This window comes from Escherichia sp. E.sYA108, assembly GCF_011754335.1.
Taxonomy (GTDB): domain Bacteria; phylum Pseudomonadota; class Gammaproteobacteria; order Enterobacterales; family Enterobacteriaceae; genus Escherichia; species Escherichia coli.
Genome location: NZ_JAAQVZ010000001.1, coordinates 3,234,761 through 3,255,789, shown reverse-complemented (window position 1 = coordinate 3,255,789; position 21,029 = coordinate 3,234,761). Strand labels below are relative to the sequence as shown.

Below are 21,029 nucleotides of genomic sequence, written 5' to 3'. Positions count from 1 at the left end.
CAGTCTGGAGGAAATAATGAAAGAAACCGATATTGCAGGCATTTTAACGTCCACTCACACCATTGCGCTGGTGGGGGCAAGCGACAAACCCGATCGTCCCAGCTATCGTGTGATGAAATATCTACTCGACCAGGGGTATCACGTCATTCCGGTTTCGCCAAAAGTTGCTGGCAAAACACTGCTGGGCCAGCAGGGGTATGGCACGCTGGCAGAAGTTCCTGAAAAAGTCGATATGGTCGATGTTTTCCGGAATTCAGAAGCGGCGTGGGGCGTAGCGCAGGAAGCGATCGCCATCGGCGCGAAAACCCTCTGGATGCAACTGGGGGTGATTAATGAGCAAGCGGCAGTACTGGCTCGGGATGCCGGATTAAATGTAGTGATGGATCGCTGCCCGGCTATTGAGATCCCTCGCCTGGGCCTGGCCAAATAAAAAATCCCCGGAAGGCAAAAACCTTCCGGGGATTTGTTCAGGGATTAGTTACGCAGACGCGGGGCCTGGAGTTGTTTGCGGATGGTCTGCGCCAGCTCATCCATGGATGGCTGTTCAGGATGTTCATCCTGCAATTCGCTACTTAGCTGGGCTTCAGCCAGGTAGGTATGAACCGGTAGGCCGTTATCATCCTCCATCACCACGTGATACCACGGAGCGGCGCGAAGCTCGTCATTCACCGCCAGCTCATCAGGCGACGGTTCAGAGAGCGAATAAACCGGGTCGATATCCACGACCACTCCGAGATAACCTAACAGGGAATGGCGGACCTGCTGGCCGATACCGAATTTGCTGGCAATCATAGTCACCTCCCGGGAAATCTTTACCTTTGATATAAGGGTAAAATTCCACATTTCAAGTTACATGACGCGACAGGCAAACCCTTTCAGATATAGCCCTTCCGGGTAGGTAGCGATCACCGGATGATCGGCTGCCTGACGGAACTGCTCTATAAATTGTACATCACGACCGGCATCAATTGCGGCATCCGCGATGATTTTCTGAAATAAATCGCTGGTCATCAGACCGGAACAGGAGAAAGTCAGGAGAATACCGCCTTCATTCAGCAACTGAATCGCCAGCATGTTGATGTCTTTATAACCACGACACGCGCCCATCAACTGGCTTTTATTCTCAACAAACTTCGGCGGGTCCATCACGATAACATCAAATTTTTCACCGCGATCGCGATAAGTACGCAGCAATTTAAAGACATCATCACGGACAAACTCTGCCTTGCTCAGATCCAGTTTGTTCAGCTCAACGTTCTGCCGTGCAATATCCAGCGCTTCGTGGGAGGTATCAACGCTGACAACCTGGCTGCAACCGCCCATCAATGCCGATACGGCGAAACCACCGGTATAGGAAAAACAGTTAAGTACGCGTTTATTTTCGACGTAGCGGCGGGTAGCCAGGCGGCTGTCACGCTGGTCCAGGTAGTAGCCCGTTTTGTGTCCGTGCTGAATATCCACCAGCAGTTTCATGCCGTGTTCTTCAATCGGCAGCAGGGCAGGCGGCAACTCGCCGGTGATGGGGCCCTGAGTCAGCTCCATCCCTTCTTTTTTACGTACCGCGACGTCGCTGCGATCGTAAATAGCACATTCCGGGTACAGCGTTTGCAGGGCGCTAATTAATGCCGCGCGCTGATACTCTGCGCCAGCACTCAGCAGTTGCAGCACCAGAAAATTACCGAAACGATCGATAGTAATACCCGGCAGGCCATCAGATTCTCCGGCGATTAAACGATAGCTGTCGAGGCCATCTTTTTGCGCCAGCCAGTCACGCCATTTTTGTGCTTGCTGCAAACGGCGGGTAAAAAAAGCAATGTCGATAGACTCTGACGGGTCAAACGTCCAGACGCGCGCCCGGATTTGCGAAGCTGGCGAATAAGCGCCGCGTGCTAACCATTTTCCCTGATGATCAACAATATCGATGGTTTCACCGAGGCTGGCTTTACCTTCCATGCGGGCAACGGCCCCGGAAAAGACCCACGGATGGCGACGAAGTAATGATTTTTCGCGCCCTTTGGCTAACACTAAACGTACACTCATAATTTACTTTTCTGTCGATGCAAAGAAATGGGCGTCATTGTCCGGAGTTTTCCATGGATTTGCAACGCGTCCATTAAGGATAAGGAGAGCAGCAATGTCGAAAGTCTGCATAATTGCCTGGGTTTACGGGCGAGTTCAGGGCGTAGGATTCCGCTACACCACGCAGTACGAAGCGAAAAAACTGGGACTAACCGGGTACGCCAAAAATCTTGACGATGGCAGCGTGGAAGTGGTTGCCTGCGGTGACGAAGGGCAGGTGGAAAAATTAATGCAGTGGTTAAAAAGTGGCGGCCCGCGTTCAGCGCGTGTGGAACGGGTGCTTAGCGAGCCGCATCATCCCTCCGGGGAGTTAACGGATTTTCGTATCCGTTAAATGCATTTTACCGGTTTAGGCAGGCCAGCAATTTTGGTGGCTTGCTTTGCCGGACCTTTCGGGAACAGTCGGTACAGATAGCGGCTATTGCCTTTCTCTTCGCCAAATTTATTCGCCATCGCTTTTACCAGCATACGAATCGCCGGAGAAGTATTGAATTCCAGATAGAAATCACGCACAAAACGCACCACTTCCCAGTGTTCTGGCGACAGCGCAATCCCTTCGTTCTCTGCAATCACCACCGCCAGTGGCTCACTCCACTGGCTGCTTTCTTTGAGATAGCCTTCGGTATCCGTTTCTATCTCTTTACCTTCGAAGATCAGCATAATTCTTTACTACCTTAATCAGACTGGCGGCAGTGTAACAAAAAACAAAGCCCCGCATAAAGCGAGGCTATGAAAGTGTTAGCGGGTGAGATTAATCGCGGCTGGCGAAGCCCAGAATGCTCAGCAGGCTGACGAAGATGTTGTACAGCGAAACATACAGGCTAACCGTGGCACGAATATAGTTCGTTTCACCGCCATGAATGATGTTGCTGGTTTCAAACAAAATAGCGCCAGAGGAGATCAGAATGAAGACCGCGCTGATCGCCAGATGCAGGGCAGGCAGCTGCAGGAAGATATTAGCAACCATACCAATCAGCACCACCACAATACCCGCCATCAGCATACCGCCAAGGAACGACATATCTTTGCGGGTGGTCAGCACATACGCAGAGCAGCAGAAGAACACCAACGCCGTTCCGCCCAGTGCCATAGCGATTACGTCACCCATTCCAGCAGACAGGTAGGTGTTCAGAATTGGTCCGAGGATATATCCCAGAAAACCGGTAAAGGCGAATGCGGAGATAATCCCGGTCGGCTTATTCGCCGTTTTGTAGGTCAGGAACATCAAACCATACATACCCACCAGCGTCAGAATCAGACCCGGAGATGGCAGCATCAGCACCGTACTGGCAGTTGCGGTAATCGCCGAAAAGGCCAGCGTCAGGCTCAGCAGAAAATAGGTATTACGCAGCACCTTATGGGTGCTAAGCAGCGATGTACGGTCATGTGAAGAACTAACTATACGATCCATTGAGTCACTCTCTATGACAGATGTAATTAATTAAGCAGCATAATGATAATGTGGGAAGGTACACAGAAGTTTTACCCATCTTTACGCATTTGATCTGGAACAGGTTTAACAGCGGATTATCAGGTCATTAAGCAAATATAACGCCCTGAGAATTTCGACAGGCAAAAGAAAAAGGGGTTAGCATTTAGCTAACCCCTTATCTTATTTGGCGGAAGCGCAGAGATTCGAACTCTGGAACCCTTTCGGGTCGCCGGTTTTCAAGACCGGTGCCTTCAACCGCTCGGCCACACTTCCGGAATGACGCGCACTATAAACATCCCGATGCGGCGTGTAAACCCCTAATTTGTTTGTTTGCCTGAAAAACAGCCAAAAGTGCATTGTTAGCGTGAAATAACAGCAGATTGATCATTTCATCACCATGAATTCCTTCTCTTTTACTCGTTTAGCAACCGGTTAAACATCCTCACCGCCCGGCAAAAAGAAAAATAGGTCCATTTTTATCGCTAAAAGATAAATCCACACAGTTTGTATTGTTTTGTGCAAAAGTTTCACTACGCTTTATTAACAATACTTTCTGGCGACGTGCGCCAGTGCAGAAGGATGAGCTTTCGTTTTCAGCATCTCACGTGAAGCGATGGTTTGCCTTGCTACAGGGACGTCGCTTGCCGACCATGTGCGCCCGGTGTCCTGCCGGTGTCGCAAGGAGAAGAGACGTGCGATATGAATAACGAGGAAACATTTTACCAGGCCATGCGGCGTCAGGGCGTTACCCGGCGCAGCTTTCTCAAATATTGTAGTCTGGCTGCCACGTCGCTGGGATTAGGCGCGGGAATGGCACCAAAGATTGCCTGGGCGCTGGAGAATAAACCGCGCATTCCGGTGGTATGGATCCACGGTCTGGAATGCACCTGCTGTACCGAATCTTTTATCCGCTCCGCTCACCCACTGGCGAAGGACGTCATCCTTTCCCTGATTTCCCTCGATTACGACGATACTTTGATGGCTGCCGCCGGAACCCAGGCGGAAGAAGTCTTTGAAGACATCATCACGCAATACAATGGCAAATATATCCTCGCCGTTGAAGGTAATCCGCCGCTGGGCGAGCAGGGGATGTTCTGTATCAGCAGCGGTCGACCGTTTATTGAGAAACTCAAACGTGCCGCTGCCGGAGCCAGTGCGATTATCGCCTGGGGAACCTGCGCGTCCTGGGGCTGCGTGCAGGCCGCGCGACCCAATCCGACGCAGGCAACGCCTATCGACAAAGTCATCACCGACAAACCTATTATCAAAGTACCTGGCTGCCCGCCGATCCCGGATGTGATGAGCGCCATCATTACTTACATGGTGACCTTTGATCGCTTGCCAGATGTCGACAGGATGGGCCGTCCGTTGATGTTCTATGGTCAGCGTATCCACGATAAATGCTATCGCCGTGCTCACTTCGACGCCGGAGAGTTCGTCCAGAGTTGGGATGATGACGCTGCCCGCAAAGGTTACTGCCTGTACAAAATGGGCTGCAAAGGGCCTACCACCTATAACGCCTGTTCCTCCACACGCTGGAACGATGGCGTTTCCTTCCCGATCCAGTCAGGTCACGGCTGCCTGGGTTGTGCGGAAAATGGTTTCTGGGATCGCGGTTCGTTCTACAGCCGCGTGGTCGATATTCCACAAATGGGTACCCATTCCACCGCCGACACCGTCGGTTTAACCGCGCTTGGCGTGGTGGCAGCGGCTGTTGGTGTGCACGCAGTCGCCAGCGCCGTTGACCAGCGCAGACGTCATAACCAGCAACCTACAGAAACCGAACATCAGCCAGGCAATGAGGATAAACAGGCATGAGCACTCAGTACGAAACTCAGGGATACACCATCAACAATGCCGGACGCCGCCTGGTGGTCGACCCGATTACGCGCATTGAAGGCCACATGCGCTGCGAAGTGAATATTAACGATCAGAATGTGATCACCAATGCCGTCTCCTGCGGCACCATGTTTCGCGGGCTGGAGATCATCCTGCAAGGGCGTGACCCGCGCGATGCGTGGGCGTTCGTTGAACGTATCTGCGGCGTCTGTACTGGCGTACACGCCCTGGCTTCGGTTTACGCCATCGAAGATGCCATCGGTATTAAAGTGCCGGACAACGCCAATATCATCCGCAACATTATGCTGGCAACGCTCTGGTGCCACGATCATCTGGTGCACTTCTATCAGCTTGCCGGGATGGACTGGATCGATGTGTTAGATGCGCTGAAAGCCGACCCGCGGAAAACCTCCGAACTGGCGCAAAGCCTCTCCTCATGGCCGAAATCATCCCCTGGCTATTTCTTCGACGTACAAAACCGCCTGAAGAAATTCGTTGAAGGCGGGCAGTTGGGGATCTTCCGCAATGGCTACTGGGGGCACCCGCAGTACAAACTGCCGCCAGAAGCCAACCTGATGGGCTTTGCCCACTATCTCGAAGCTCTCGATTTCCAGCGTGAAATTGTCAAAATCCACGCGGTCTTTGGTGGTAAAAACCCGCATCCAAACTGGATTGTCGGAGGGATGCCTTGCGCCATTAACATTGACGAAAGCGGCGCAGTCGGGGCGGTCAATATGGAACGCCTGAACCTGGTGCAGTCGATCATTACCCGTACGGCGGACTTCATTAACAACGTGATGATCCCCGACGCCTTAGCCATCGGCCAGTTCAACAAACCGTGGAGCGAAATCGGCACGGGTCTTTCTGATAAATGTGTCCTCAGCTACGGCGCATTCCCGGATATTGCCAACGACTTTGGCGAGAAAAGTCTGCTGATGCCTGGCGGCGCGGTGATTAACGGCGACTTCAACAATGTGCTGCCAGTGGATTTGGTTGATCCGCAGCAGGTGCAGGAGTTTGTCGACCACGCCTGGTATCGTTATCCCAACGATCAGGTCGGGCGTCATCCGTTCGATGGCATCACCGATCCGTGGTACAACCCCGGCGATGTCAAAGGCAGCGATACCAACATTCAGCAGCTGAATGAACAGGAACGCTACTCGTGGATCAAAGCGCCACGCTGGCGCGGTAACGCGATGGAAGTGGGGCCGCTGGCACGCACGTTAATCGCTTATCACAAAGGCGATGCTGCGACCGTTGAGTCGGTCGATCGTATGATGTCGGCGTTGAAACTGCCGCTTTCCGGCATCCAGTCAACGTTGGGCCGCATTTTGTGTCGCGCGTACGAAGCGCAGTGGGCCGCAGGTAAGTTGCAGTATTTCTTCGATAAGCTGATGACCAACCTGAAAAACGGCAATCTTGCCACCGCTTCCACGGAAAAATGGGAACCAGCAACCTGGCCGACAGAGTGCCGTGGTGTCGGTTTTACCGAAGCGCCGCGCGGGGCGTTAGGCCACTGGGCTGCCATTCGCGATGGCAAGATTGATCTCTATCAGTGCGTGGTGCCGACCACCTGGAACGCCAGCCCGCGCGATCCCAAAGGGCAGATTGGCGCTTATGAAGCGGCGCTGATGAACACCAAAATGGCGATCCCCGAGCAACCGCTGGAGATCCTGCGTACTCTGCACAGCTTTGACCCGTGCCTCGCCTGTTCAACACACGTGCTGGGCGATGACGGTAGCGAGCTTATCTCCGTGCAGGTGCGTTAACAGCGAAGGAGAATCATCATGCAACAGAAAAGCGACAACGTTGTCAGTCACTATGTCTTTGAAGCACCCGTGCGGATATGGCACTGGCTGACAGTGTTATGCATGGCGGTGTTGATGGTCACCGGTTACTTTATCGGCAAGCCGCTACCTTCCGTCAGCGGCGAGGCGACGTATCTGTTCTATATGGGCTACATCAGGTTAATTCACTTCAGTGCCGGGATGATTTTTACCGTGGTTTTGCTGATGCGGATCTACTGGGCTTTTGTTGGCAATCATTACTCCCGCGAGCTGTTTATCGTGCCGGTATGGCGTAAAAGCTGGTGGCAGGGCGTGTGGTATGAAATCCGCTGGTATCTGTTTCTGGCAAAACGTCCGAGTGCCGATATAGGCCATAACCCCATCGCCCAGGCGGCGATGTTCGGCTATTTCCTGATGTCAGTTTTTATGATCATCACCGGCTTTGCGCTGTACAGCGAACACAGCCAGTACGCTATTTTTGCGCCGTTCCGTTATGTGGTGGAATTTTTCTACTGGACGGGTGGCAACTCAATGGACATTCACAGCTGGCATCGGCTGGGGATGTGGCTGATTGGCGCGTTTGTGATCGGTCATGTCTACATGGCGCTGCGTGAAGACATCATGTCCGACGACACGGTGATCTCCACTATGGTCAACGGCTACCGTAGCCACAAATTTGGCAAAATAAGTAACAAGGAGCGTTCATGAGCGAGCAACGCGTGGTGGTAATGGGGCTGGGCAACCTGCTGTGGGCCGATGAAGGCTTCGGCGTGCGGGTGGCGGAACGGCTGTATGCCCATTACCACTGGCCCGAGGATGTGGAGATTGTCGATGGCGGCACCCAAGGACTGAACTTGCTGGGGTATGTCGAAAGCGCCAGTCATCTGTTGATTCTCGATGCCATTGATTACGGGCTGGAACCCGGAACGCTACGAACGTATGCCGGAGAACGCATTCCGGCTTATCTCAGCGCGAAGAAAATGAGCCTGCACCAGAACAGTTTCTCCGAAGTGCTGGCGCTGGCAGATATCCGCGGACATCTGCCAGCACATATTGCCCTCGTCGGTTTGCAACCCGCGATGCTCGACGACTACGGCGGCAGCCTGAGCGAACTGGCGCGGGAGCAACTGCCCGCCGCGGAACAGGCGGCGCTGGTACAGCTGGCGGCCTGGGGAATTGTGCCGCAACCGGCTAATGAATCGCGCTGTCTCAATTATGACTGTCTGTCGATGGAAAATTACGAAGGCGTTCGCTTGCGTCAGTACAGGATGAGGCTGGAGGAACAGGGATGAGCAACGACACACCATTTAATGCGTTGTGGCAACGAATGCTGGCACGTGGCTGGACGCCGGTCAGTGAATGCCGTCTTGACGACTGGCTTACGCAAGCGCCAGACGGCGTGGTGTTATTAAGCAGCGATCCGAAACGCACGCCAGAAGTCAGCGATAACCCGGTAATGATTGGCGAATTACTGCGCGAGTTTCCCGACTATACATGGCAGGTAGCGATTGCTGATCTTGAGCAGAGCGAAGCCATCGGCGATCGCTTTGGCGTCTTTCGCTTTCCCGCCACATTAGTGTTTACCGGCGGAAACTATCGCGGCGTGCTGAATGGTATTCACCCGTGGGCGGAACTGATAAACCTGATGCGCGGGCTTGTCGAACCGCAACAGGAGCGTGCTTCATGAGCGAAACTTTTTTCCATCTGCTGGGGCCAGGAACGCAACCGAACGATGACAGTTTCAGCATGAATCCACTGCCGATCACCTGTCGGGTGAATGGTGAACCGAGTATGGCTGCCCTGGAGCAATGTGCTCACAGCCCGCAGGTGATTGCGCTGTTAAACGAGTTACAACATCAACTAAGCGAACGCCAGCCGCCGCTGGGTGAGGTACTGGCAGTCGATCTGTTAAATCTCAACGCCGACGATCGTCACTTTATCAATACGCTTCTCGGGGAAGGGGAAGTGTCAGTGCGCATTCAGCAGGCTAACGACAGTGAAAGTGAAATTCAGGAGGCGATCTTCTGCGGATTATGGCGGGTGCGCAGACGTCACGGCGAACAGTTGCTGGAAGACAAACTGGAGGCTGGCTGCGCACCGCTGGCGTTGTGGCAGGCGGCAACGCAAAACGTCTTGCCGACAGATTCGCTGTTACCGCCGCCCATTGATGGCCTGATGAATGGCCTACCGTTGGCCCATGAATTACTGGCACATGTACGTAACCCCGACGCGCAGCCGCACAGCATTAATCTGACTCAATTACCCATCAGCGAAGCTGACCGGCTTTTTCTCTCACGTCTCTGTGGGCCGGGAAATATTCAGATTCGTACCATTGGCTATGGCGAGAGCTATATCAACGCCACGGGGTTACGCCATGTCTGGCATTTACGCTGTACGGACACCTTAAAAGGCCCGTTACTGGAAAGTTATGAAATCTGCCCAATACCGGAAGTGGTGCTGGCAGCGCCAGAAGATTTGGTCGACTCTGCGCAGCGGCTTAGCGAGGTATGCCAGTGGCTGGCGGAGGGGGCACCGACGTAAAAAGACGGTAAGTATCGCTTTCAGGCTTATGAATATCGCAATCGGCGAATACCTCTGGTCGTAGAGTTTCAGGATAAAGAGGGAGATCTACCATTAACGGGTTATTTTTCTCTCTTCGCATACAGGAGTGCGCATGTGGGATGTCATTGATTTATCGCGCTGGCAGTTTGCTCTGACCGCGCTGTATCACTTTTTATTTGTACCCCTTACCCTGGGGCTGATTTTTTTGCTGGCTATCATGGAAACCATTTACGTGGTCACCGGCAAAACAATCTACCGCGATATGACGCGCTTCTGGGGTAAGCTCTTCGGTATCAACTTTGCTCTTGGCGTGGCTACCGGCCTGACCATGGAGTTTCAGTTTGGTACTAACTGGTCATTCTATTCCAACTATGTGGGCGATATTTTTGGCGCACCGCTGGCGATGGAAGCATTAATGGCCTTCTTCCTCGAATCCACCTTTGTCGGGCTGTTCTTCTTCGGCTGGCAGCGGCTGAATAAATACCAGCACCTGCTGGTGACGTGGCTGGTGGCGTTCGGTTCAAATCTCTCTGCGTTGTGGATATTGAATGCCAACGGTTGGATGCAACACCCGACTGGTGCGCATTTTGATATCGACACCCTGCGTATGGAGATGACCAGTTTCAGCGAGCTGGTCTTTAACCCGGTCAGCCAGGTGAAATTTGTGCACACCGTAATGGCGGGATACGTGACCGGGGCCATGTTTATTATGGCGATCAGCGCCTGGTATTTACTGCGCGGACGGGAGCGCGATGTCGCATTACGCTCGTTTGCCATCGGTTCCGTCTTCGGTACTCTGGCGATTATCGGTACGCTGCAACTCGGAGACAGTTCTGCGTATGAAGTCGCGCAAGTACAACCGGTAAAACTGGCGGCGATGGAAGGTGAGTGGCAAACAGAACCTGCACCTGCACCGTTCCATGTGGTTGCCTGGCCGGAACAGGATCAAGAGCGTAACGCCTTTGCCATCAAAATTCCCGCGCTGCTAGGGATCCTCGCCACTCACTCATTAGATAAACCCGTGCCGGGTCTGAAGAATTTGATGGCTGAAACCTACCCACGCTTGCAACGCGGACGTATGGCGTGGCTGTTAATGCAGGAAATATCGCAAGGCAATCGTGAGCCGCATGTGTTGCAGGCATTCCGGGAGCTGGAAGGCGACCTGGGTTACGGCATGTTGCTCTCCCGCTATGCGCCGGATATGAATCATGTCACAGCCGCACAGTACCAGGCGGCGATGCGTGGCGCGATACCTCAGGTTGCGCCGGTATTCTGGAGTTTCCGCATCATGGTGGGCTGTGGTTCCCTGCTGCTACTGGTGATGCTGATTGCGCTTGTCCAGACGCTGCGTGGCAAAATCGACCAGCATCGCTGGGTGCTGAAAATGGCGCTCTGGAGTTTGCCGCTGCCGTGGATTGCGATTGAAGCCGGATGGTTTATGACCGAGTTTGGTCGTCAGCCGTGGGCGATACAAGACATCTTACCGACATACTCCGCGCACTCCGCCTTAACCACAGGACAACTGGCTTTCTCACTGATCATGATCGTAGGGCTTTACACCCTGTTCTTAATCGCCGAAGTCTACCTGATGCAGAAATATGCCCGTCTGGGGCCGAGCGCGATGCAGAGTGAACAACCGACGCAGCAACAGGGGTAAAGGAGAAAATCATGTTTGATTATGAAACATTGCGCTTCATCTGGTGGCTGCTGATTGGCGTGATCCTGGTGGTCTTTATGATCTCCGACGGATTTGACATGGGGATCGGCTGTCTGCTGCCGCTGGTGGCGCGTAATGATGATGAACGTCGGATAGTGATAAACAGCGTTGGCGCGCACTGGGAAGGTAATCAGGTCTGGTTGATCCTCGCAGGTGGGGCATTATTTGCCGCCTGGCCCAGAGTGTATGCAGCGGCGTTTTCCGGCTTTTATGTGGCGATGATTCTGGTGCTGTGCTCGCTGTTCTTCCGCCCGCTGGCCTTTGATTATCGCGGAAAAATCGCCGATGCACGCTGGCGTAAAATGTGGGATGCCGGACTGGTCATCGGCAGTCTGGTGCCGCCGGTAGTCTTCGGTATTGCATTCGGCAACTTGCTGCTCGGCGTGCCGTTTGCTTTCACACCGCAATTACGCGTGGAATATCTCGGCAGCTTCTGGCAACTGCTGACGCCATTCCCTTTATTGTGTGGATTGCTCAGTCTTGGGATGGTGATTTTGCAAGGTGGCGTCTGGTTACAACTGAAAACTGTTGGTGTGATTCATCTGCGTTCACAGCTGGCGACCAAACGCGCCGCACTACTGGTGATGCTGTGCTTTTTGCTGGCGGGTTACTGGCTGTGGGTTGGTATTGATGGCTTTGTACTGCTCGCCCAGGATGCTAACGGTCCTTCCAATCCGTTAATGAAACTGGTGGCAGTGCTACCTGGTGCCTGGATGAATAATTTCGTCGAATCGCCCGTTTTGTGGATCTTCCCGCTGCTGGGGTTCTTCTGCCCATTGCTGACGGTGATGGCGATTTCTCGTGGTCGCCCGGGTTGGGGATTTTTGATGGCGTCATTGATGCAATTTGGCGTGATTTTCACGGCAGGCATCACGCTGTTCCCCTTTGTCATGCCGTCAAGCGTGAGTCCGATCTCCAGCCTGACGTTGTGGGACAGCACTTCCAGTCAGCTGACGCTGAGCATTATGTTGGTAATCGTGCTGATATTTTTGCCCATTGTGTTGCTCTACACTCTCTGGAGCTACTACAAAATGTGGGGGCGCATGACGACAGAAACTCTCCGCCGTAACGAAAACGAGCTGTACTAAGGAGCAGGAACAATGTGGTATTTACTTTGGTTCGTCGGCATTTTGTTGATGTGTTCGCTCTCCACCCTTGTGTTGGTATGGCTGGACCCGCGTCTGAAAAGTTAACGAAGGTAAGCCTGATGAGGCGCATTAGCGTCGCATCAGGCAATCAATAATGTCGGATATGAAAAGCGGAAACATATCGATGAAAGCGATCTTGATCCCATTCTTATCTCTTCTGATTCCGTTAACACCGAAATCTGCATTCGCTCAGAGTGAGCCGGAGCTGAAGCTGGAAAGTGTGGTGATTGTCAGTCGTCACGGTGTGCGTGCACCAACCAAGGCCACGCAACTGATGCAGGATGTCACCCCAGACGCATGGCCAACCTGGCCGGTAAAACTGGGTTGGCTGACACCGCGCGGTGGTGAGTTAATCGCTTATCTCGGACATTACCAACGCCAGCGTCTGGTAGCCGACGGATTGTTGACGAAAAAGGGCTGCCCGCAGCCTGGTCAGGTCGCGATTATTGCTGATGTCGACGAGCGTACCCGTAAAACAGGCGAAGCCTTCGCCGCCGGGCTGGCACCTGACTGTGCAATAACCGTACATACCCAGGCAGATACCTCCAGTCCCGATCCGTTATTTAATCCTCTAAAAACTGGCGTTTGCCAACTGGATAACGCGAACGTGACTGACGCGATCCTCAGCAGGGCAGGAGGGTCAATTGCTGACTTTACCGGGCATCGGCAAACGGCGTTTCGTGAACTGGAACGGGTGCTTAATTTCCCGCAATCAAACTTGTGCCTTAACCGTGAGAAACAGGACGAAAGCTGTTCATTAACGCAGGCATTACCATCGGAACTCAAGGTGAGCGCCGACAATGTCTCATTAACCGGTGCGGTAAGCCTCGCATCAATGCTGACGGAGATATTTCTCCTGCAACAAGCACAGGGAATGCCGGAGCCGGGGTGGGGAAGGATCACCGATTCACACCAGTGGAACACCTTGCTAAGTCTACATAACGCGCAGTTTTATTTGCTGCAACGCACACCAGAGGTTGCCCGCAGTCGCGCCACCCCGTTATTGGATTTGATCATGGCAGCGTTGACGCCCCATCCATCGCAAAAACAGGCGTATGGTGTGACATTACCCACTTCAGTGCTGTTTATTGCCGGACACGATACTAATCTGGCAAATCTCGGCGGCGCACTGGAGCTCAACTGGACACTTCCAGGTCAGCCGGATAACACGCCGCCAGGTGGTGAACTGGTGTTTGAACGCTGGCGTCGGCTCAGCGATAACAGCCAGTGGATTCAGGTTTCGCTGGTCTTCCAGACTTTACAGCAGATGCGTGATAAAACGCCGCTGTCATTAAATACGCCGCCCGGAGAGGTGAAACTGACCCTGGCAGGATGTGAAGAGCGAAATGCGCAGGGCATGTGTTCGTTGGCAGGTTTTACGCAAATCGTGAATGAAGCACGCATACCGGCGTGCGCTCTCCATCAAGATAAATAAACATTTGCCGCTGTTGGTCCACGCAGGCCATTTACGCGGCAAAATTCCACGCGTAATCCTGGTATAAGCACTTCTGCGTCGCGGGGAGTGAATGCGGAAATATGGACCTGGACTTCTTTACGACCGTCGGAGGGGATAATGAATCCTTTGCCGCTTTTGCGATCAAAGGTTTTGACAATTCCTGTCATTTTACGGGACAAACAAATTCCTTACTGAAAATACTGCGCTGCACTATACGGGGTTAATAAAATAAAGCCAGCGATATTTAAGACCGCCGGACGGCTAAAATAAAATTTGCTTAATCTCAATTATCATGCGTTAATAGCTGCGTCGGTTTGAAAGACAGACAGCATACAAAGTAGTTTACTAAAGCAGTTCTCATTATCAGGCATTATCCCCTTCTTTTGAGTCTCTCTCCTGAACACTAAGTAGTTTCTGTATTAAAGCCCTGTTTGCCGAAAGGCCCAAAATGAAGGAAGTAAAATATGTCTAATAAAATGACTGGTTTAGTAAAATGGTTTAACGCAGATAAAGGTTTTGGCTTTATCACTCCTGATGATGGCAGCAAAGACGTTTTCGTCCATTTCACTGCCATCCAGAGCAATGAATTCCGCACGCTGAACGAAAATCAGAAAGTTGAATTTTCTATTGAGCAGGGGCAACGTGGTCCCGCGGCAGCGAACGTTGTTACGCTCTAAGGTTGCCGTTATTACTCAACATCTCCATTTCCGCTGTCCATGTTGCCATGGTTCACAGTACCGCACATCGGCATTCGATGTGACGGAGCGAAATCCTTTAGGAGCAAAGTGCATTTTTTGTAAATCGACGATGATCACCTTTGATAACGTCGCGCTGCAAATACGCACTGACCATGCGCCGCTGGATTTCACAAAATAATATCAGGCTCCCTCGTGGAGCCTTTTTTATATCTGCCTTATTTTTCTTCAACGCTGTATGTATAGTAAGCGATAACCTGTTGATTATTGAATCTTTCGGGGAGATGGCTTATAACATTTCTTACCTGACCAGGGTACCGGGAACCAACACCTTACTGGCGTGTTGCTGTCTTTTAAGACCAGAAGAGGTTAACAGTGAATATTGAAGAGTTAAAAAAACAAGCCGAAACGGAAATCGCCGACTTTATCGCGCAAAAAATCGCCGAGCTGAACAAGAATACAGGGAAAGAAGTCTCTGAAATTCGCTTCACCGCACGAGAAAAAATGACCGGGCTTGAAAGTTATGATGTCAAAATCAAAATAATGTGATTTTGTGAACATCACCCCGTGCGAGGTGATGTTCCGCTTGTTGCTAATTTAGTGACCAATCATTGGCGATTGCGGAATTAAGCGTTGGTACAATTCCTCCGGCACCGGGCTTTGCCATACTCCCGCATAGATTGCGTAACCAATCGCCGCAAACATAATCCCCATAACCAGTAGCGTCATTAACCAGCCAGACAACGCAAAGGCTTTTTTATTTGCCGCAGGTTTTTGCAGTGAAAAGGTCAATGTTGAGGCTACCGGACATGACTCTACGCAAGTCATACAGCCGGTACATTCCACTGTTCGTACCTGAATTAATTTATCGACCGGGATCCGTGATGGGCAACTTTTTGCGCATTTGCCACAATCGATACAACTTTCGGCATTGCGACGAATCTTAAACGGCGATAATAGCGAAACCACGCCCATCAGCGCGCCATATGGGCAAAGATAACGACACCAGGCATGGCGAATAAACAGGCTGGCAATCAGCAAAACGATCATGCTGATTAATGTCGCGGTCCCCATATGACGAAAGAAATCGAGCATTTTAACGTCCATCACCACGCTGTAGGGCGACAACATAAAATAGTGAATCGCCTGAGCGGGCATCAATAACGCGATATAGAGAAAAAAACTCAACAGCAAATACTTCACGCCGCGCAGAGGAATATCCAGCCAGCGGGGAAGGACAAATTGCCGACCAAACAGTTTGTTACCGAGATCGCCGATTAATTCCGAAAGCGTACCAACCGGGCATAACCATGAACAAAAGGCCTTTTTGAGTAATAGACTGATGACGATAAAAGCGACCAATAACAGCATCGCGGCGGCGTGGACGGACGGTAACTGACCTGTTGCAAGGCTATATTTCAGATTCATCAGACCGGCAATCGGTAGCCAGCCTTCGATACCTCCCGGTCTGGCGACAAATGTCGTACTACCTGCCGTTTCGTAATAGCGCACCCAATACCAGAACGTGATGGCAATATAAATATTAATTGCCAACAGTAATAATTGCGTCGCTTTACGCCAGGTCGTGGCATTGCGCCAGTCATTCCACGGTAATTTGCCGCCCGTCGTGCCTGGCCGCCGCTGCCAGCGGGTTCTTTTTTTCTCTGCCATGATTTTGCCAGTCCGTTAAGTTGCATACCAAATGCCACTATTCTAGTTGTTCTTAACTGGCTGATATTGATTCAAATTGCGTTCAGGTCTTTCTTATTAACCATGCTTCCAGAGCGGCAACACTGCGTGTAATTTCTTCGTGTGGAAGGGGGGCAGATAATGGCTGCTGCTCCAGTTGTGCGCATTGCTGGCTGGCGCTACGCATTCCCAGACTCGAGCAACTGCTTTTTAGCTGATGTGCGGCACGCTTTATTTTCTCGTTATCCTGACTGGCGCGGGCAATGTCGATTTCATCGAGAAGCGGCAGGGCATGTTGTTTAAATAATATCAGCCATTCGTGGATCTTCTCCGCCCCCATTAAATGAGCATCTTCATTGAGTTGCGATACATCCAGTGGTTGATCGTTATTGACTTGCAGTTGGAGATAGTGCGCCAGTAATTGACCGAGCACTTCACGCGGCACCGGTTTAGGGATAATCCCGCGAAATAGCGAGCTGGTACGCTGTCGCAGTGTTTCGTCAATGACATGGGCGCTAAAGCCAATCAAAACCAGTGACGGATATTGCTGTGCCAGTTGCCGGGCAAGGGTAATGCCGTCGATATCCGGCAGATCAAAATCCACCAGTGCGGCAGCAAACGGTTCGCTATTTTGCAATGCCTCTATTGCCTGCGCGGCATTTCCTACTGCAACGACCTGCGCACCACTGGTGTTCAGCATTTCGACAGTAATTCGCTGGGTGAGCGGGTTATCTTCAATTAACAGCAAACGCAAATCGTCCAGACGTACCGCCTGATTGACTGTTTTGGGCACGGGTGCAGTGGCAATACGTAACGGCAAGCGTAAACAAAAACAGCTTCCAACCTCCGGCGTGCTGGTGGCGCTCAGTTCGCCACCCATCGCCTGGGCCAGACGGCTACTGATAGTCAGCCCCAGCCCGGTGCCGCCGCGTTTGCCGCTAACCTGAACAAATGGCTGGAAGATTTCAGCCAGTTTCGCGGGATCAATACCGCAGCCGCTGTCTTCCACTTCGACCAGCCATTGTTCGCCATCAGTGCGACTACGCAGAATAATGTGCCCTTCGTCGGTGAAACGCAGGGCGTTGCTCAACAGGTTGGTAATGACCTGACGAATACGCCGCGGATCGCCCATTAACGCAGTCGGTACATCGTCGGCAATTTCTGTTGCCAGGCGAATCGGGCGACCTTTCACCCTTCCGCTCATTAATTGCAGGGTACTTTCCAGCAGCGGGCGCGGTTCAAAGGGTTCATCGCTGACCGAAACATTCTTGCCGCCTGCTTCGATAGCCGAATAATCGAGAATATCGTTGAGGATGGTCAGCAACGATTCACCAGAGTCGGTAATCGCCCGCAAATCATCGCGCTGGGCGTTAAGTGCGGGGTTATCTGCCAGCAGTTGCGCGGTGCCGAGAATACCGTACAGCGGTGTGCGGATCTCATGGCTCATCGCCGCCAGAAACGCCGATTTTGCCTGGCTGGCTTTTTCTGCTTCCGCCCGTGCCTGTCGGTGTTCTATCACCAGTTCCTGCAATTCAGCTGTACGCGCTTTGACCTGCGCCGCCAGCTGTTCGCGGTGGCGATTCAGTGCATGAACACTGCTGCGAAACGCATCCATCAGCCGCCCGATGGTGTCCAGTTCCCGCACGCCAGCGGTTTCCGGGAAAGGGGAGTCGATATCACCATCCAGCAAGCGTTGCAGCGCCTGCGTTTGTTCTGCAAGAGGGCGCGTGACTGAGCGATAAACCACGCGCCAGAGGATCAGAATCAGTGCGCAAAGAGAAACTAATCCCAGCAATAACAGGCTGTATTGCCCGCGTGCACTGGCTTTTTCCAGATGTGCCAGCCCGTGCTGATTACGCAGCTCAATGGTGTCGACCAGCTGACTGACTTCGCTACTAAACTGCGCGAATTGGGCGATGTTATTTTGGGCGAGAGTTTGCAGGTGATTGCTGATTTCACTGTCCTGCTGATACAGCGCCAGCAAATCGCTATATTGGCTAACGGTAGTTAACGTTGTTGCTACCTGAGTACGAACACCCGGATCTTCAATGCGTATTTGCCGACGTTGCAGAATTTTCACCGCATTATTGAGCTGCTTTTCCAGCGTTGGCGCATTTTTCTGGATCTGTTCCAGCCCCAGATTCATCACCATTTGCTGCACCCGCAGGGCGCTAAGGCGCAGTTCATTCATCTGGTTAACATACTCAAGATCGATATCAATCAGCCGATCGAGTGCACTTTCTGCGGCCTGACGCTGATGTTGTTCGATCAAATCGTAAATCCCGGCCTGGGTCGCTCCGGCGGAGGTTGCCGCATTATTCGCCTGACCTTGCGCCAGGCGTGCGATTTCATCGGCGGCGGCGACTATCTGCTGACTGAGTTGCTGTTGTTGCTGGCGAAGTTGCAAACGCTGCCCCACCAGTTCCCCTTGCTGACGTAACGAACGGGAGATCTCCTGCTCCTGTTGTTCAATAGCGGTGGTGTCAAAACCTTGTTCCCGTAACGCTTGCAGCAACGCATTAATCTTCAGGCTTTGTGCGGTGAGCATTCGCCCCTGCGCCTGCCACATCTTTTCGTTATCGGCACTGGTCAGGTTCTGCGCGGCGAAAAGTTCCCAGGCGCTGGCTTCGCTCAACTGGCGCGCCATATTCATGGTAGGAATCAATGCCTGAGTGTTGTCTTTTTCCACCTGGCTGATAAAGCGCAGGTTGTACCATCCCACCAGGGTACTGGTCAGGGTTAACAGCGCCATCAGGGCAAAGCCCATCCAGAGTCTTCGGGTCAGGGTTAAATTCACGGTCGGTGCACTTTAGGTGAAAAAGGTTGAGTCGCAAAGCAGAATGCATCTAGCATAAAGCCTTATTATTGATGAGGCTATCATGCGCGTACTGCTATTTTTACTTCTTTCCCTTTTCATGTTATCGGCATTTTCGGCTGATAACCTGTTGCGCTGGCATGATGCGCAGCATTACACGGTGCAAGCCTCTACGCCGCTTAAAGCCAAACGCGCATGGAAACTGTGCGCGCTTTATCCCAGCCTGAAAGATTCATACTGGTTATCGTTGAACTATGGTATGCAGGAGGCTGCTCGCCGCTACGGTGTGGATTTAAAAGTGCTGGAGGCAGGCGGCTACAGCCAGTTGGCTACGCAGCAAGCACAAATCGACCAGTGTAAACAGTGGGGCGCAGAGGCCATTTTGCTCGGTAGTAGCACGACGTCATTTCCCGATCTGCAAAAGCAGGTAGCAAGTCTGCCGGTGATCGAACTGGTGAATGCTATTGATGCTCCCCACGTGAAAAGCCGCGTTGGTGTGCCCTGGTTTCAGATGGGCTATCAACCAGGACGATATCTGGTGCAATGGAGCCACGGTAAACCACTGAACGTGCTGTTGATGCCCGGACCCGATAACGCCGGGGGCAGTAAGGAGATGGTCGAGGGTTTTCGCGCAGCCATTGCCGGAAGCCCGGTACGTATTGTTGATATTGCGCTTGGCGATAACGATATTGAAATCCAGCGTAACCTGTTGCAGGAGATGCTGGAGCGCCATCCAGAAATCGACGTCGTTGCCGGAACGGCCATTGCGGCAGAGGCGGCAATGGGGGAAGGGCGTAACCTGAAAACACCGCTTACCGTGGTGTCGTTTTATCTTTCACATCAGGTGTATCGCGGGCTGAAGCGGGGAAGAGTGATTATGGCTGCCAGCGATCAAATGGTCTGGCAGGGGGAACTGGCGGTTGAGCAGGCCATCAGGCAATTACAGGGGCAATCGGTGTCTGATAATGTCAGCCCACCGATTTTAGTTCTGACGCCGAAAAATGCCGACCGCGAACATATCCGCCGCTCGCTGTCACCGGGGGGATTTCGTCCGGTCTATTATTATCAGCACACATCAGCGGCTAAGAAATAACCTTCGCCATGTTGTGTCACCAGTAAATCCGCGCTGAGTTTATGGCGTAAACGACGAATTAACACATCGACGGTGCGCAGGTCAGGGTTTTCCACCCGACGCGCAGAAAGCATACGCAGCAGACGTTCACGGCTGAGAATTTCGCCCGGATTAGTCACAAATGCCACCAGCATTTCATACTCTGCGCGGGTCAGTTTAATCGGCTCGCCATCCCGCTCCAGCGTATGGCGCGACACATTCAGGCAATAACCGGCAAAGCGATAGCAGTTGTCCTGAGTGTGCGGTTGCGCCTGTCGCGCGAGGTCGATTCGCCAGAGCAAATTTTTCACTCGTACCACCAGTTCGCGCAGCTCCAGCGGTTTGGTGACGTAATCGTCTGCGCCCATTTCCAGCCCAACAATACGGTCAATCCGATCGCTGCGTCCGGTAACCAGAATAATCCCCACCGTTGAGCGTTCTCGCAGGGCGCGGGTTAACATCAGGCCATTTTCATCGGGCAAATTGATATCCAGCAGAATCAAATCCACCGGCTGATTCTGCATAATTTCCCGCAGCCCGGCACCGCTCGCCGTAACGGAAACGGTATACCCCTCCTGAGTGAAGTAAGATTGTAATCGCGCCTGGGTAACCGGCTCATCTTCAACAATAACAATGTGATGTGGCATCAGAGGGTTTTACTCATTCTGTTCATATCTGTTCATATTCTGCCGTAAGCCG

Annotated in this window: 24 protein-coding genes, 1 tRNA gene and 1 pseudogene; 17 read left to right on the top strand and 9 right to left on the bottom strand. The window is 52.4% G+C overall.

Translation table 11 applies throughout. From position 1 onward, the window contains the following. Positions 1-16 precede the first annotated feature (16 nt). Positions 17-430 (top strand): CoA-binding protein, encoded by a 414-nt coding sequence (locus HBM92_RS15750; protein ID WP_000665218.1) that lies wholly within the window; start codon positions 17-19, stop codon positions 428-430. 44 nt (positions 431-474) lie between these two features. On the opposite strand, the gene hspQ is transcribed toward HBM92_RS15750, so the two are convergent. Together hspQ and rlmI are read right to left on the bottom strand one after the other, a co-directional pair. Next, positions 475-792 carry a heat shock protein HspQ gene (gene hspQ / locus HBM92_RS15745; protein ID WP_001295356.1) on the bottom strand — a complete coding sequence of 106 codons (318 nt, stop codon included), beginning with the start codon at positions 790-792 and terminating at the stop codon, positions 475-477. 57 nt (positions 793-849) lie between these two features. Then, positions 850-2,040 (bottom strand): 23S rRNA (cytosine(1962)-C(5))-methyltransferase RlmI, encoded by a 1,191-nt coding sequence (gene rlmI / locus HBM92_RS15740; protein WP_000116315.1) that lies wholly within the window; start codon positions 2,038-2,040, stop codon positions 850-852. Positions 2,041-2,134: 94 nt separating this feature from the next. On the opposite strand from rlmI, the gene yccX reads away from it, so the two are divergent. Next, on the top strand, positions 2,135-2,413 hold the full coding sequence (yccX, locus tag HBM92_RS15735; RefSeq protein WP_000048231.1) for an acylphosphatase: 279 nt from the start codon (positions 2,135-2,137) through the stop codon (positions 2,411-2,413). On the opposite strand, the gene tusE is transcribed toward yccX, so the two are convergent. The 3 genes from tusE to HBM92_RS15720 all read right to left on the bottom strand — a co-directional run bounded on the left by tusE (position 2,410) and on the right by HBM92_RS15720 (position 3,784). After that, entirely contained in the window at positions 2,410-2,739 is a 330-nt protein-coding gene (tusE, locus tag HBM92_RS15730; RefSeq protein WP_000904439.1) for a sulfurtransferase TusE, read from the bottom strand. The genes yccX and tusE overlap by 4 nt on opposite strands. 91 nt (positions 2,740-2,830) lie before the next feature. After that, complete coding sequence (gene yccA, locus HBM92_RS15725) at positions 2,831-3,490, bottom strand: FtsH protease modulator YccA (protein ID WP_000375136.1); 660 nt, start codon at positions 3,488-3,490, stop codon at positions 2,831-2,833. Positions 3,491-3,696: 206 nt separating this feature from the next. Beyond that, positions 3,697-3,784 (bottom strand) — tRNA-Ser (locus HBM92_RS15720). Positions 3,785-4,210: 426 nt separating this feature from the next. On the opposite strand from HBM92_RS15720, the gene hyaA reads away from it, so the two are divergent. The 10 genes from hyaA (at position 4,211) to appA (ending at position 13,999) form a co-directional block, all read left to right on the top strand. After that, positions 4,211-5,329, top strand: coding sequence for a hydrogenase 1 small subunit (gene hyaA / locus HBM92_RS15715; protein WP_001058323.1), 1,119 nt, complete (start codon positions 4,211-4,213; stop codon positions 5,327-5,329). Then, positions 5,326-7,119 (top strand): Ni/Fe-hydrogenase large subunit, encoded by a 1,794-nt coding sequence (gene hyaB, locus HBM92_RS15710; RefSeq protein WP_000107380.1) that lies wholly within the window; start codon positions 5,326-5,328, stop codon positions 7,117-7,119. The genes hyaA and hyaB overlap by 4 nt, the downstream gene beginning before the upstream one ends. Before the next feature lie 18 nt (positions 7,120-7,137). Then, a complete protein-coding gene (gene hyaC / locus HBM92_RS15705; protein ID WP_001186410.1) occupies positions 7,138-7,845 on the top strand; it encodes a Ni/Fe-hydrogenase b-type cytochrome subunit in 708 nt (235 codons plus the stop codon). Then, positions 7,842-8,429, top strand: coding sequence for a hydrogenase 1 maturation protease (gene hyaD / locus HBM92_RS15700; protein ID WP_000003641.1), 588 nt, complete (start codon positions 7,842-7,844; stop codon positions 8,427-8,429). The genes hyaC and hyaD overlap by 4 nt, the downstream gene beginning before the upstream one ends. Next, a complete protein-coding gene (gene hyaE / locus HBM92_RS15695; RefSeq protein ID WP_000063990.1) occupies positions 8,426-8,824 on the top strand; it encodes a hydrogenase-1 operon protein HyaE in 399 nt (132 codons plus the stop codon). The genes hyaD and hyaE overlap by 4 nt, the downstream gene beginning before the upstream one ends. Continuing rightward, complete coding sequence (locus HBM92_RS15690; protein WP_000004936.1) at positions 8,821-9,678, top strand: hydrogenase expression/formation protein; 858 nt, start codon at positions 8,821-8,823, stop codon at positions 9,676-9,678. The genes hyaE and HBM92_RS15690 overlap by 4 nt, the downstream gene beginning before the upstream one ends. A gap of 133 nt (positions 9,679-9,811) precedes the next feature. Continuing rightward, the gene (gene appC, locus HBM92_RS15685) at positions 9,812-11,356 is read left to right on the top strand and encodes a cytochrome bd-II oxidase subunit 1 (RefSeq protein ID WP_000263546.1); all 1,545 of its coding nucleotides are present in this window, start codon (positions 9,812-9,814) and stop codon (positions 11,354-11,356) included. Between the two features lie 11 nt (positions 11,357-11,367). Continuing rightward, positions 11,368-12,504 (top strand): cytochrome d ubiquinol oxidase subunit II, encoded by a 1,137-nt coding sequence (gene appB / locus HBM92_RS15680; protein WP_000460796.1) that lies wholly within the window; start codon positions 11,368-11,370, stop codon positions 12,502-12,504. Between the two features lie 12 nt (positions 12,505-12,516). Continuing rightward, positions 12,517-12,609, top strand: coding sequence for a cytochrome bd-II oxidase subunit CbdX (gene cbdX / locus HBM92_RS15675; protein WP_000270305.1), 93 nt, complete (start codon positions 12,517-12,519; stop codon positions 12,607-12,609). 79 nt (positions 12,610-12,688) lie between these two features. After that, positions 12,689-13,999 carry a bifunctional acid phosphatase/4-phytase gene (gene appA, locus HBM92_RS15670; RefSeq protein WP_001528879.1) on the top strand — a complete coding sequence of 437 codons (1,311 nt, stop codon included), beginning with the start codon at positions 12,689-12,691 and terminating at the stop codon, positions 13,997-13,999. Here appA and cspH read toward each other — a convergent pair. Further along, positions 13,987-14,199: a cold shock-like protein CspH gene (cspH, locus tag HBM92_RS15665; protein WP_000087763.1), complete on the bottom strand. Its 213-nt coding sequence runs from the start codon at positions 14,197-14,199 to the stop codon at positions 13,987-13,989. The two genes, appA and cspH, sit on opposite strands and share 13 nt — an antisense overlap. A 285-nt stretch (positions 14,200-14,484) precedes the next feature. Between cspH and cspG the strand changes: the two genes are divergently transcribed. The 4 genes from cspG to HBM92_RS15645 are packed head-to-tail and all read left to right on the top strand — an operon-like array spanning position 14,485 to position 15,264. Then, the gene (cspG, locus tag HBM92_RS15660) at positions 14,485-14,697 is read left to right on the top strand and encodes a cold shock protein CspG (protein WP_000066490.1); all 213 of its coding nucleotides are present in this window, start codon (positions 14,485-14,487) and stop codon (positions 14,695-14,697) included. 10 nt (positions 14,698-14,707) lie between these two features. Beyond that, on the top strand, positions 14,708-14,896 hold the full coding sequence (locus HBM92_RS15655; protein ID WP_071524879.1) for a cold-shock protein: 189 nt from the start codon (positions 14,708-14,710) through the stop codon (positions 14,894-14,896). Further along, positions 14,871-15,101 (top strand): protein YmcE, encoded by a 231-nt coding sequence (gene ymcE, locus HBM92_RS15650; RefSeq protein ID WP_001309400.1) that lies wholly within the window; start codon positions 14,871-14,873, stop codon positions 15,099-15,101. Before HBM92_RS15655 ends, ymcE begins: the two co-directional genes overlap by 26 nt. After that, entirely contained in the window at positions 15,091-15,264 is a 174-nt protein-coding gene (locus HBM92_RS15645; RefSeq protein ID WP_001019197.1) for a GnsA/GnsB family addiction module toxin, read from the top strand. Before ymcE ends, HBM92_RS15645 begins: the two co-directional genes overlap by 11 nt. Before the next feature lie 48 nt (positions 15,265-15,312). On the opposite strand, the gene HBM92_RS15640 is transcribed toward HBM92_RS15645, so the two are convergent. Together HBM92_RS15640 and torS are read right to left on the bottom strand one after the other, a co-directional pair. After that, complete coding sequence (locus HBM92_RS15640) at positions 15,313-16,386, bottom strand: 4Fe-4S binding protein (RefSeq protein WP_000818456.1); 1,074 nt, start codon at positions 16,384-16,386, stop codon at positions 15,313-15,315. Between the two features lie 71 nt (positions 16,387-16,457). Further along, positions 16,458-19,201: pseudogene (gene torS, locus HBM92_RS15635) on the bottom strand (TMAO reductase system sensor histidine kinase/response regulator TorS). An 82-nt stretch (positions 19,202-19,283) separates the two neighbouring features. Between torS and torT the strand changes: the two are divergent. Then, positions 19,284-20,312, top strand: coding sequence for a TMAO reductase system periplasmic protein TorT (gene torT, locus HBM92_RS15630; protein WP_001264957.1), 1,029 nt, complete (start codon positions 19,284-19,286; stop codon positions 20,310-20,312). Here the strand turns inward: torT and torR are convergent. Further along, positions 20,285-20,977, bottom strand: a complete 693-nt coding sequence (gene torR, locus HBM92_RS15625) for a two-component system response regulator TorR (RefSeq protein ID WP_001120112.1) — start codon at positions 20,975-20,977, stop codon at positions 20,285-20,287. The genes torT and torR overlap by 28 nt on opposite strands. Positions 20,978-21,029: the final 52 nt, after the last annotated feature.